General features: G+C 38.5%; 14 protein-coding genes. 4 read left to right on the forward strand and 10 right to left on the reverse strand.

The window, feature by feature from the left end; all coding sequences use genetic code 11:
• Positions 1-18: 18 nt before the first annotated feature.
• From LCX93_RS12300 to glmM, 7 genes are all read right to left on the reverse strand, one after another.
• Positions 19-1,527, reverse strand: a complete 1,509-nt coding sequence (locus LCX93_RS12300; RefSeq protein WP_226066610.1) for a YifB family Mg chelatase-like AAA ATPase — start codon at positions 1,525-1,527, stop codon at positions 19-21.
• A gap of 77 nt (positions 1,528-1,604) precedes the next feature.
• Positions 1,605-2,129: a peptide deformylase gene (gene def, locus LCX93_RS12305; protein ID WP_226066613.1), complete on the reverse strand. Its 525-nt coding sequence runs from the start codon at positions 2,127-2,129 to the stop codon at positions 1,605-1,607.
• Between the two features lie 22 nt (positions 2,130-2,151).
• Positions 2,152-3,189: a GGDEF domain-containing protein gene (locus tag LCX93_RS12310; protein WP_226066615.1), complete on the reverse strand. Its 1,038-nt coding sequence runs from the start codon at positions 3,187-3,189 to the stop codon at positions 2,152-2,154.
• 9 nt (positions 3,190-3,198) lie between these two features.
• Complete coding sequence (gene clpP, locus LCX93_RS12315; protein ID WP_193150750.1) at positions 3,199-3,789, reverse strand: ATP-dependent Clp endopeptidase proteolytic subunit ClpP; 591 nt, start codon at positions 3,787-3,789, stop codon at positions 3,199-3,201.
• A 3-nt stretch (positions 3,790-3,792) separates the two neighbouring features.
• Complete coding sequence (tig, locus tag LCX93_RS12320) at positions 3,793-5,091, reverse strand: trigger factor (protein ID WP_226066618.1); 1,299 nt, start codon at positions 5,089-5,091, stop codon at positions 3,793-3,795.
• Between the two features lie 72 nt (positions 5,092-5,163).
• Positions 5,164-5,625 carry a signal peptidase II gene (gene lspA / locus LCX93_RS12325; RefSeq protein WP_226066621.1) on the reverse strand — a complete coding sequence of 154 codons (462 nt, stop codon included), beginning with the start codon at positions 5,623-5,625 and terminating at the stop codon, positions 5,164-5,166.
• Positions 5,618-6,958 carry a phosphoglucosamine mutase gene (gene glmM, locus LCX93_RS12330; protein WP_226066623.1) on the reverse strand — a complete coding sequence of 447 codons (1,341 nt, stop codon included), beginning with the start codon at positions 6,956-6,958 and terminating at the stop codon, positions 5,618-5,620. Before glmM ends, lspA begins: the two co-directional genes overlap by 8 nt.
• A gap of 238 nt (positions 6,959-7,196) precedes the next feature.
• Between glmM and rpsT the strand changes: the two genes are divergently transcribed.
• Together rpsT and prfA are read left to right on the forward strand one after the other, a co-directional pair.
• The gene (gene rpsT, locus LCX93_RS12335) at positions 7,197-7,457 is read left to right on the forward strand and encodes a 30S ribosomal protein S20 (RefSeq protein ID WP_151899280.1); all 261 of its coding nucleotides are present in this window, start codon (positions 7,197-7,199) and stop codon (positions 7,455-7,457) included.
• 12 nt (positions 7,458-7,469) lie between these two features.
• Entirely contained in the window at positions 7,470-8,537 is a 1,068-nt protein-coding gene (prfA, locus tag LCX93_RS12340) for a peptide chain release factor 1 (protein WP_226066626.1), read from the forward strand.
• A 162-nt stretch (positions 8,538-8,699) separates the two neighbouring features.
• Here prfA and dapF read toward each other — a convergent pair whose 3' ends face one another.
• The 3 genes from dapF to LCX93_RS12355 are packed head-to-tail and all read right to left on the reverse strand — an operon-like array spanning position 8,700 to position 10,602.
• Positions 8,700-9,458: a diaminopimelate epimerase gene (gene dapF / locus LCX93_RS12345; protein WP_226066629.1), complete on the reverse strand. Its 759-nt coding sequence runs from the start codon at positions 9,456-9,458 to the stop codon at positions 8,700-8,702.
• Positions 9,455-10,051, reverse strand: coding sequence for a dephospho-CoA kinase (coaE, locus tag LCX93_RS12350; RefSeq protein ID WP_226066632.1), 597 nt, complete (start codon positions 10,049-10,051; stop codon positions 9,455-9,457). The genes dapF and coaE overlap by 4 nt, the downstream gene beginning before the upstream one ends.
• Positions 10,051-10,602, reverse strand: a complete 552-nt coding sequence (locus LCX93_RS12355; RefSeq protein WP_226066634.1) for a spermine/spermidine synthase domain-containing protein — start codon at positions 10,600-10,602, stop codon at positions 10,051-10,053. Before LCX93_RS12355 ends, coaE begins: the two co-directional genes overlap by 1 nt.
• A gap of 122 nt (positions 10,603-10,724) precedes the next feature.
• Between LCX93_RS12355 and LCX93_RS12360 the strand changes: the two genes are divergently transcribed.
• Positions 10,725-10,925: a YgaP family membrane protein gene (locus tag LCX93_RS12360; protein WP_226066637.1), complete on the forward strand. Its 201-nt coding sequence runs from the start codon at positions 10,725-10,727 to the stop codon at positions 10,923-10,925.
• Positions 10,925-11,923, forward strand: coding sequence for a phosphoribosylformylglycinamidine cyclo-ligase (gene purM, locus LCX93_RS12365; protein WP_226066639.1), 999 nt, complete (start codon positions 10,925-10,927; stop codon positions 11,921-11,923). The genes LCX93_RS12360 and purM overlap by 1 nt, the downstream gene beginning before the upstream one ends.
• Positions 11,924-12,032 lie beyond the last annotated feature (109 nt).

The following is a 12,032-nucleotide window of genomic DNA, read 5'->3' on the forward strand; positions in this document are numbered from 1 at the left end:
TAAATATCTTTTACTAACCTACCTTTTTCTGTATGAAAGAGCCTCAAGCATATGTTCTTTTTCAATCAAAACTGATTGAGACAAATCTGCTATTGTCCGAGCAACTTTTTGAATTTTTTTTATACTTCTAAATGACAAGGCAAACCTTTCTATGGCAGTCTGAAGTATTGTATTGGATGCATTGTCCATCTTGCAAAATCTCTCCAGATCCTTATCTGAAAGATGCGCATTAAACTCTTTTTGCCCACGTTTTTGGCAAAATATATGTGCTTCAATAACCGTTTTGTGCATTTCTTTTGATGAAAAGCTTGGACGATCATTTGCATTTACATTTTGCATGACCACATTTAAATCTATTCTGTCCAAAAATGGTTCAGAGAGACGGTTTTTGTATTTTTGAATTTCCAGATCACTGCACCTGCACTCTTTGTGTGAATCTAATAAATTTCCGCATGGACAAGGATTCATGGCGCCTACAAACAAAAATCTGGCAGGATATTCCACTTTAGAATTCACTCTTGAAATTCTTATTTTTGCATCCTGCATTGGCTCTCTGAGTGATTCCAAAACGGCTTTTGAAAAATGCGGTAATTCATCAAAAAACAGTATACCGTTGTTTGCAAGCCCTACCTCTCCAATCTTAGCCTTATGACTGCCCCCGCCAAAAATACTTGCCGGTGTAGAACTGTGATGTGGATTTTTTAGTGTTCTGTGAGGTTTGAATTGTGGTTCATACCCCTCCAAAACTTCAAGCTTGGCAACATCCAGGATTTCACTCTCTGTCATGGGCGGAAGAATATAACGGAGTCTGTTTGCAATCATACTCTTCCCGCACCCGGGACTGCCTTCAAAAATAATATTATGAAACCCTGCCGCGGCTATTAAAGCCGCTCTTTTGGCAATTTCCTGTCCTTTGACATCTATAAAATCTTCTGTATACTCTTTTGTATAATAAAATCTTTGTGCCTCTAACTGATAATACGGATAGCCAATTTCACTTTGTTCTATATTTGGCGTTGCATTCTCCTGATTTTTCAAAAGACTGACAGCCTCATTGACACTTTTGACTCCGTAAAATGAAACATTTGGAATTTTTGACAGCTTTTGCAGTGATTCATACGGTACAACAGCTTGCGATATAAGCCCCTGATTTGCCAAAGAAAGAATTAAAGGATAGAGCTGAATATTTTCTTTTACCTTTCCGTCGAGCCCCAGTTCACCAAAAACGAACCAGCCGTTCAAGTCCGCATCACTCTCATTCAAAAGTATAAGCAGAGCCATACTCAAATCGAACTGTGAACCCGATTTTGCAAGTTCAGACGGAGCCAGAAGAAAAGTAATTCTCTTGGGAGGAAAAGAAAAATCATTGCTCAGGAGTGCAGATTTTACCCGCTCTTTTGATTCAGTAATAGCAGTAGATGCCATCCCTACTATAGAAAACGACGGCAGCCCTTTCGTCAAGGTTGATTCCACATCAACGACTTTGGCATCTATTCCCTCATATGTTGCACAGCGAACTTTTTTCATTGAATCAACCTTCTTCTAGTTGTTTCTATCTTAGCTGAATACTTTACATGTAAGGAATAATATGACAAATTGTCATTTTATTTGCTGTTTTTTCTCTCTTTTTGCATTTTTTTATACTCTTTTTCAAACTTCTTTCGTCTTGCATAGGAGAGTTTGTCTATAAATAAAATACCTTCAAGGTGATCCATCTCATGCTGAATGGCTATAGCCAAAAGCCCATTTGCTTCGAGTGTTTTTGTGTTCCCGTATCTGTCTTGATAATTTATAATAATATTTTCATATCGTTTAATATCTTCATAAAACTGGGGAACACTCAAGCAACCCTCTTGATAGGTTGTTTCTCCACTTTTATGCGTCATAACCGGATTGATGATTTCAAGGAGGTTTTCAGGGGGCTGTTCACCCTCTTCATCAGGAATATTTAAAATAAGAGCTCGAATCGGATGTCCTACCTGAATCGCCGCAAGACCTATACCGTTTGTGCTTATCATCAAAGGGTTCATGGCATCAAGCAATTCATGTAAAGAATCATCAAAATCTTTGACTTCGCAAGATTTTTCTCTTAGTCTTTTATCCGGGTATTCTACTATAGTTAATTTCATCTCTTAAAAATTTTCCTGCTTTTTATGATCTTAATGAGACAGCATAATCACTGTTTTTATCTTCATACGCTTTTTGGATACCGTCCATTGCACTTACTACAATCTCTTCAACAGAATTTTCAGGATTTACATCTGTCACACCGATAGAAATTTTTAGATGGATTTCTCTGTCTGCTAAAAAGAAATTAGAGTTTGAAACCAAATCACTCAGTCGCTCACTTGCCTTTTGGGCACTCTCTATATCTGTATGCTTGAGCAGCATTGCAAAGACTCCGTTCCCGTAATGTGCCACAATGTCGCTGCGTCTTGAAGTTTTTAAAAGCAGTCTTGCAATTGTTCTGGTCATCAGTAAAATTGCCTTATCATTGTTGACACTTTTCTTGAGCTCACGAGAAAGTTCTATCATAATAAGGGAACTCTTATGATTAAACTCTTTAATAAGCCCAATTTCCTGCTCAATTTTTGTAAGCAGATAACGTTTGTTATAAACTCCGAATTGATTGTCAAATATTGTCTCATTCTCAACATTTTTAACAATTTTAGCTGTATCATCATAGATTGTTTTCATTTGAGAGCTTTGTGTTTTTAAAATAGAATTTAGCTTGGAAACATCCCCCTCTAAAATACCAATTATGTTCACAGCCTCTTTTTCGCTAGGTACATTATTGAGCTCTTTTTTTCTTTTTTCTAAAATTTTTATCATTAAAGACATATTTTTGTACAGGTTGGCAGTTACCGTAAGAATATGCTTGATGGAACTAAAACCCTGTTTAAGATTTTGTTCCAAAACAATAGTATTTTCATCATCATTGTTTTCTTCAAGTTCCAAAATAGAGTGTATCTGCTTGCGAAGGTTTTCGCTTTTATCTTCCAGAAGTCTGTCAAAATAGAGTGAAAAGTTATTGGGAGTAGGCGGTAAATTGTCTGCAATAAGTGCGTTTAAAACCTCTTTTGCATAAATTTCGATATCACTCGAAGAACTCTCAAGATCCAGTTTTTTTATGACAGTTGTCTTTGCATTAGAGTTTTTCTGTACTTTTGATTTTAATCCACCTGCCATATTTTCTCCCTACTCTTTGTCGTTTTTTACTAAAACTTCATCAATCATGCCATACTCTTTTGCTTCTGCAGCACTCATAAAGTTATCACGATCTGTATCTTGTTCAACTGTTTCAATGCTTTGCCCGGTATTTTTTGCCAATATTGCATTGAGCTCTTTTTTCATGCGAAGAATCTCTTCTGCCTGAATTGCGATATCAGTTGCCTGACCCTGTGCACCGCCTAAAGGCTGGTGTATCATAATTCTTGCATGAGGGAGTGCATAGCGTTTGCCTTTTTCACCGCTCGAGAGCAAGAATGCACCCATGGATGCAGCCTGTCCGATACAGATAGTGGCAACATGCGGACGAATATAGTTCATCGTATCAAAAATAGCCATTCCCGCAGTTACAACTCCGCCGGGAGAGTTAATATAAAAATAGATGTCTTTTTCAGGATCTTCTGCTTCAAGAAACAAAAACTGTGCAACTATAGTAGATGCCACAGCATCATTGACCTCTCCACTGAGCATAACAATTCTGTCTTTTAAAAGACGGGAAAAAATATCATAAGAACGCTCACCGCGTCCTGTTTTTTCCACTACATAAGGAATATAGCTCATGGCTTACGCTTCTGACTTTTCATTCAAGAGAGCAGTCAACACTTTGTCTTCCACCATTGACATCTGAATTGCCGGAAGATATCCTGCCTCTTTATAATGCTCATAAGCCTTTTGAGGATCTTGACCCATTTGCATTGCTTCATAGTAAATAGTCTGCATAACTTCCTGCTCTTCTACTTTTATACCCATTTCCTGCGCCAATGCGTCTATAATAAATGTCGCTTTGACACTTTTTACTGCATCATCGCGAAAACTTTCACGAAGCTCGTTGAGTTTTTCAGGGTTTTCACGCAGTTCTTTAATTTCATCTTCACTCATCTGCGATGCTTTTTTGTTGACAGCCATATCAATTTCCTGATCAACAACAAATTCAGGTAAATCAAAATCAATTTTTTCTACTAAAGTCTCAAGCAGCTTTGGTTTTAGTTCGTCATTATAAAGTTTTGCAAGTTTTTCCTGCTCAAGTGCTTTTTTTACTTCTTCTTTTAATTTTTCTAAAGTTGCATCTTCTTCACCGGGAAGCAGTTTTTTTGCAAGCTCATCATCTATAACAACCTCATCTTTTACTTTAACACCGTTTACTTTTACTTTAAATTCGGCATCTTTTCCTGCAAGTGTGTCTGAACCGTAGTTTTCAGGAAAAGTCACATTGATTGTAACTTCTTCATCTCTTTTTACGCCAATCAACTGATCTTCAAATCCCGGGATAAACTGTCCAGAACCGAGTTTAAGCTCAAAATTCTCTGCAGCACCGCCTTCAAAAGCTTTTCCGTCTATAAAACCTTCAAAGTCAATAACAGCAGTATCACCCTCTTTCATTTTACGATTACGCTTGATGTCAACCAAAGGCGCCTGATTTTCAGCGATTTCTTTAATTCTCTCTTCAACCTCTTCATCTGTCACTTCAGGTTTTTCAAAATCAGGAACAAAAGATTTTACATTCTCCAAATTTATTTCAGGACGCATAGCTACTTTTACGGCTACCTCAATTTTATCATCACTTTTTTCAAATTTAGAGATAGTCGGCTCACCAATCAAAGATACACTGTCAATGTTTAACTCTGTCAAGCCTTTTGCAAGCACTTCACGAAGCGCTTCCGCCTCAGCATCTTCAACAAGTTTTTCACCGTATTGCTTTTTGATAATAGCAACAGGAACTTTCCCTTTACGGAAACCTTGAACATTCGCAGTTTTAGAGAGTTGTTTCGCAATTTTTTCTATCTTTTCATTCAGCTCATCTCTTGAGATTGTTGCTTCAATTTGAGCATTTGCACCATTAATTTTGTTTGCTTTGATTTCCATCAATTTCCTTTTATCTGTATTATATACACCATTATTTTGGACAATCATACCAAAAATGTGCTTTTTTTGCGATTAATTTTTGCATAAATTCGGTTTGAAATTTAAAATAAGCAGCCATAAAACGGCAAAATCTATCATCACATCTGCAAAATTGAAAACAGCAAAGTTAAATCCGCAGTGCCAATAGACCATATCTACAACACCCTCATGAACAAACCTGTCATAAATATTGGAAAACGCCCCTCCAAGAAGTAGTCCTACGGGTAAAGCGTAACATAGCTTTTTGAGGTATAGTACATATACCAAAACACCACTTACAAGCAAAAGCTGAATATACTTTAAATACTCGTTCAAAAATGCAAACATTGAAAATGCAACACCCTTGTTGTAAACAAGTATCAGATCTATACACTCTGTATAGTAACGAAAGCCCTCAACAAAGAGACTTTTAATATTTTGATCGATGATAAATACACCTGCGAGACTAAAGAGCAATATTGCTGAGAGGCGTAACATTTTATTACTGTTATTCATTGAGCGCTTTTTTAAAAAATTCTACTATTTCATTCATTTTTTCATTCATGATATCAGCCTCTTTACACTCCAAAAGAACCCGCAGTTTATTTTCTGTCCCTGAGTAGCGAATCAAATGCCGTATTCCTTTCTCCTCCAAAGCGTGCAATTTTTCATCCAGAGAAGCAATCTCATTCAAAGGTTTTTTTCTCTTTACATGTAAATTCACAAGTTTTTGCGGATATAAAGGAAATGGCCGTAAAAGCTCTGAAGCTTTTTTCTTTTTATCAATCAATAAAGCAAGCACCTGAAGTGTAGCTACAAGTCCGTCTCCTGTTTTTGCGAAATCACTAAATATAATATGTCCGCTTTGTTCCCCGCCGAAGTTTATTCCCTGCTTTTTCATAATTTCCAAAACATGCTTATCTCCGACATCTGATCGAAAAAGTTTCAAACCATTTTCTGATATGTAATCTTCAAGCCCCTGATTACTCATAACAGTAGTTACTATTCCTCCGCCTTTTAGCTTGTTTTGCTCATGTAGATACACTCCAAGTGCACCCAGAAGATGGTCACCATCTACTACTTCTCCTGTTTCGTCTACAACAACAAGCCTGTCAGCATCACCATCAAGCGCTATCCCTAAATCTGCCCTATACCTAACAACACTCTTGCGTAAATCTTTCGTATGCAAAGCACCACAGTCTTCGTTAATGTTGAAACCGTTTGGTTTGTCATGCAGTACAATCACTTCAGCACCAAGTTCTTCCAAAACAGTCGGACCTACTTTATAAGCCGCACCGTTTGCTGTATCTAAAACAATACGCATACCTTGAAGTGTCATATGCACAGGAAAAGAGTTCTTCAGCTGTACTATATAGCGTCCTATGACATCATCAATACGCTTTGCCTTGCCTATTGCTTTTCCCGTGACTTGTGACTTGTTTATAAGCTTTTCGTTAAAATAGATGTTTTCTATCTCTTTTTCTGTCTCACATGAAAATTTATCTCCGCGTGCGTTAAAAAACTTAATCCCGTTGTCTTCAAAAGAGTTGTGTGAAGCCGAAATCATTATACCGGCATCACAGCGCATATTTTCTGTAATGTATGCTATGGCCGGTGTAGGCATAGGACCAACCTGGATGACATCATACCCAATAGCCGTCAATCCACTCACAATAGCATTCTCTATCATGTAGCCGCTTCTGCGTGTATCTTTTCCTACAAGTATTTTATTCGTCACTGCCGATGATTTCAAATAAATCCCCGCAGCCATAGCTACTTTCATAGCAACCGAAGCGCTTAAAAAAGAACCTGCCTCACCTCTTACACCGTCTGTGCCAAATAGTTTCATATAGTGTATTTCCCCACTTTCTCATAAAGTATTATAATTTCAGGGCTGTAGTTTACATAAAGAGATGTACATAAAGAGATGAAGGAAGAGACTCAGACCAACGGAAGGATTTGCTCTCTTCTTTTAGCCCTTTATGTAAACGGTAACCAAGACTTTGTGCATTTTACCACCCTTTAACTTAATTTTAATTATTTTTAAGGTAATATTTCGCACTTAAATTCCAAAAAGGACTCATTAAATGGCAAATCACAAGTCATCAATTAAGAGAATTCGCCAGACACTCGTTCGTACTGAACGTAATCGTTTCTATAGAACTCGTCTTAAAAACATTGTAAAAGCAGTTAGTTCAGCAGTTGAAGCTGGTAACAAAGAAGAAGCACAGGCAGCATTTAAAGTTGCAAACCAGCAAATTCACAAATTTGTAAGCAAAGGTATCTTAAAAAAAGAGACTGCTGCAAGAAAAGTAAGCCGTCTACACAAATCTGTAAACGCAATATAAGGCTAGCAACAAATGTTAGCAGATAAACTTACACCGTTTATCAACCGCTATAACGAACTTAGCGAATTGCTAAGTTCACCTGACATCACTTCTGACATCAAACGAATGACAGAACTCTCCAAAGAACAGTCTTCCCTTTTACCGATCGTTGAAAAAACAAAAGAGTACAGAGCACTTTTAGAAGAAATCAGTGACTCAAAAGAGATGCTCTCAGACCCGGAAATGGGTGATATGGCAAAAGAAGAACTTAAAGAGCTTGAACCTCAGGTATCCGTTTTGGAAGAAGAGATAAAAATGCTCCTTCTTCCAAAAGACCCGAATGATGACAGAAACATCATTGTAGAGCTTCGTGCCGGTGCCGGTGGAGATGAAGCGGCAATCTTTGTCGGAGACCTGTTTGATGCCTATACGCGCTATGCAGATTTAAAAGGCTGGAAAATAGAGCTGATGAGTACTTCTCCTTCAGATGCAGGCGGATACAAAGAGGTTATAGCCCTTATAAAAGGGGAACAGGTTTACAGCAGGTTGAAATACGAAGGCGGTACACACAGAGTGCAACGCGTGCCTCAGACAGAAAGTCAGGGTCGTGTGCATACTTCGGCTATTACCGTTGCAGTTATGCCTGAGGTTGATGATGTCGAAATTGAGATTAACGAGAATGATTTAAAAATTGATGTGATGCGTTCATCGGGTTGTGGAGGACAGTCTGTCAACACTACCGACTCCGCTGTTCGCATTACACACCTGCCGACAGGTCTGGTTGTCACCAATCAGGATCAGAAGTCACAGCATAAAAACAGAGAAAAAGCGATGAAAGTCCTAAAAGCAAGACTTTATGACCTTGAAATGCAAGAAGCTCAAGCCGAAGATGCCGCACAACGTGCCGCACAGGTAGGTACCGGCGACAGAAGCGGAAGAATCAGAACCTATAACTATCCGCAAAACCGTATCAGTGACCATAGAATCAATCTGACACTCTACAGGTTAAATGAAATTATGAGCGGCGGACTGCTCGATGAAATTATCGAACCACTCATAGCAGACCATCAGGCAAAAATCGTAGAAGCAGCAGGACTGTAAAAAGTCTTTTAGGCTTTAAAGCAAATCAGCCCAGACTGAAGTCTGGGTTCCGAGTGACTTTGTAAGCTTACATGTAACGCTTTTCCTGCTCTGTGGCTTTTTTGGAACTCGTACTTCAGGCGGGCTATGAAATGGCCGATTGTTTCCTTCATTACATGTAAGCTAAACTTCCCATTCTGTTTCAAAAGTTTTTTTCACACGCCCTTTAAAAGTGATAGTTTTATCATTTACACCCAGATAAAGGGTATCACCACTTGTCGGATAAACTTCAATATTGTTTTTCACAGCACCCTCTTTGTAGGCTCTGTAAAAGCAGGCAGCCATTCCTGTCCCACAGGCCAATGTCTCGTCTTCCACACCACGCTCATATGTACGGACTCTCAAATTGCCGTTTTGAACATACATAATATTTACATTTGCATTATAAACATAGCGAAGTTCACGTGCTTCTTCTGTGTCAAAATCTTCTATAGAGTCGGTATATCGTACCAAATGCGGCACACCTGTATTTATCAACCACCAGGAGTGTCCGCCAAATTCTATGTCGGTTTCAAGAATCTCAGGAGCTGTCAGTTCACTTGTCACCATAGCACTTTTGGAAGTATTTTCTTCGACCTCTGCGCCAATAACACCGGCTCCTGTCATAAACTGCATTTTTGCAGGGGCAAGATTATGATTGTATGCATAATGTGCACATGCCCGGCTGCCATTTCCGCACATATCAGCATGACTTCCGTCAGAATTATAAAATTCCCACTCAAAATCATACTTTTCATGAGGCACGATGACTATCAGTCCGTCTGCTCCGATGCCCTCTTGACGATGGCATAAAGCTTTTGCAAGCTCGTTACGCTCTTGTTTTTTGTCATTATGAAATATTACAAAATCATTTCCGTTCGCACTGTATTTGCTTATTTTCATTTTTTGTATATCTCCTTTATCTTTTCTACAAATTGCTCTACCTCATTTTGCAGATGTTTGAGATTTTTTGAGTTGTCTATAATCCAGGTCGCTTTCTCTTTTTTCTTATCAATCGGCATTTGTGAAGCAATTCGCTTCAAAGACTCCTCTTTTGAGTAGCCGTTACGTTTCATAAAACGCTCAAGTTGAATATCTTCAGGAGTATATACTACAACGCTTTCTTTTATAGCATAATTGGAGTTTTCAAAAAAAAGTGGAATATCTATAAGGTAGGGGAATTGAAATTTATCCTGCTTTTCACTGCGCTTTTTTATTTCAGCCTGTATTTTAGGATGCAGATACGCTTCAAGTGTTTTTTTCGCTGCAGGATGAGAAAAAATATAACTTCCTAACTTTGTTCTGTCTACTTTTGTACCGTTTACATACTCACTTCCAAAAGTTTCTCTCACCCATTCTACAGAGTCATCGAGAATTTCATGCGAAATAGTATCTGCATCAATAACCCGCATTCCGTTGAGTGCCAAAAGCGAGGCTACCGTACTTTTCCCCGTAGCAATACCCCCTGTCAGCGCAATAGCATACTCATAAGCCATTAGTTTTTAATAATGCCCAAATACTCTTTTCGAATATTATTTCCCGTAGCAAAAGCAGCAGGGTGAATATCGCAGTTGTAATACTCTAAACCGTCAAGCAGGTCTGATCTTTGCAAAATGATATCTGCTGTGGGATGATACTCTTTTGATGCTAAAAGAGCAGTTTTGCCATTGCCCAGGTTGTATGGCATGATGATTTTTGCGTACTTTCCTAAAATCTGCATGATTTTTTTGTTTTCTGCAACATCATCCAAAGACGGATGCAGCGTTACCAAAAGACCTTCTTCGTTCAATACACGGTTAAAATGAGCCAGTACAGCAGCATCAGTATCAAGCTCTGAAATCACTACATCATACTTGTCATCAGCTACTTCACGAAGCAGATTAATATCTGCCGAGATTACATCACAGTTAATATCATCATATTTATACTTTTGTATCTCTTGCACAAAAGCTGCCGAGTTTGAACTGATGATCAAAACATTGTTTGGTTCTTTATGTGTACACAATGGTACATGTACCATCATTTCGTTATATATAAAATCTTTCATTCTTAAATTCCTGTTGTGGGTCCTGCCCGTAGATTAATTAAAAGCGATTTTAGCATATTTGGATTAATTTTACTTAATATCGCTATAATTACATAATATTTATAAAAACTTAAAGGTATAAAATGGATTATAACAAAATTAGAAAGTTTTGCAGGGTGTTTCGCATTGCACTTGGTCTTGCTCTCATTCTTACAGGCTTAATCACAGGCATAGTATGGTTCTATCTTGGAGTTATTCCTCTCATTGCGGGCTTGACTAACTTCTGTCCACTTTGTATCATTTCAAAAAAATGTGATTTACCACAAGATTCGGAGTCAAAATAATGAGTCAAATTTCGTATAAAGACGCAGGTGTAGATATAGACGCAGGCAATAGTTTTGTTGAAAACATCAAACCACTCGTAAAGAGTACAAAAGTAGCGGGTGTACTTGGCGGTATTGGTTCTTTTGCCGGTGCATTTGAATTACCCAAAGGTTTTCAAGAACCCGTCATGCTCGCAGCCACAGACGGAGTCGGTACCAAGCTCAAACTTGCCATAGACAGCGGTATACACAATACCGTAGGCATCGACCTTGTTGCCATGTGTGTCAATGATCTAATCTGTAACTTTGGGACACCGAGTTTCTTTTTAGATTACTATGCAACGGGAAAACTTGATGTCACTGTTGCGACAAACGTAGTTGCAGGCATAGCAGAAGGATGTAAACGCAGTGAATGTGCCCTTATAGGCGGAGAAACGGCAGAAATGCCGGGTATGTACTCTGAGGACGATTATGACTTGGCCGGCTTTGCCGTAGGTGTTGCAGAAAAATCTGAAATGGACAGAGTGAGCCTTGTTCGTGCCGGTCATAAACTTATAGCGTTGCCAAGTTCAGGTTTGCACTCAAATGGTTTTTCACTTGCAAGAAAAGTGCTCTTTGAAAAAATGAAACTCAACTTTGATGACGACTTCAATGGCAAGCCGCTGATAGAAATTCTCTTGGAACCGACAAATATTTATGTAAAAATATTCAAAGCACTCAAAAATGAGATAGTAGCAATGGCACACATCACAGGTGGAGGTATCGTAGAAAACCTGCCTCGTGTATTGCCTGAAAATTTAATGGCGGAAGTACAACGCGATGCCATCAAAGTGTTGCCGATATTTGAACTGATGAGTGAGCATATAGCGAGAGATGAAATGTTCAGAGCATTCAACATGGGTGTAGGCATGATACTTGTCGTTGAAGAAACAAATGTGGAAAAAGTACTCAATACTGCACAAGACTCCTACCTCATAGGAGAAATAAAAGAAGGCAAACGCGAAGCCAAGTTAGTATAGCTTTTTTCACTTTTCAAACCAGTATACTTTCCTCGGAATCGGCACTTCAGTGCCGACTCATGCAACTTTTCTGCCACTTTCAGCCCGCACTGAAGTACGGGTTCCAAAA

It is taken from the genome of Sulfurimonas sp. SWIR-19 (assembly GCF_020410885.1).
GTDB classification, from domain to species: Bacteria; Campylobacterota; Campylobacteria; order Campylobacterales; family Sulfurimonadaceae; genus Sulfurimonas; species Sulfurimonas sediminis.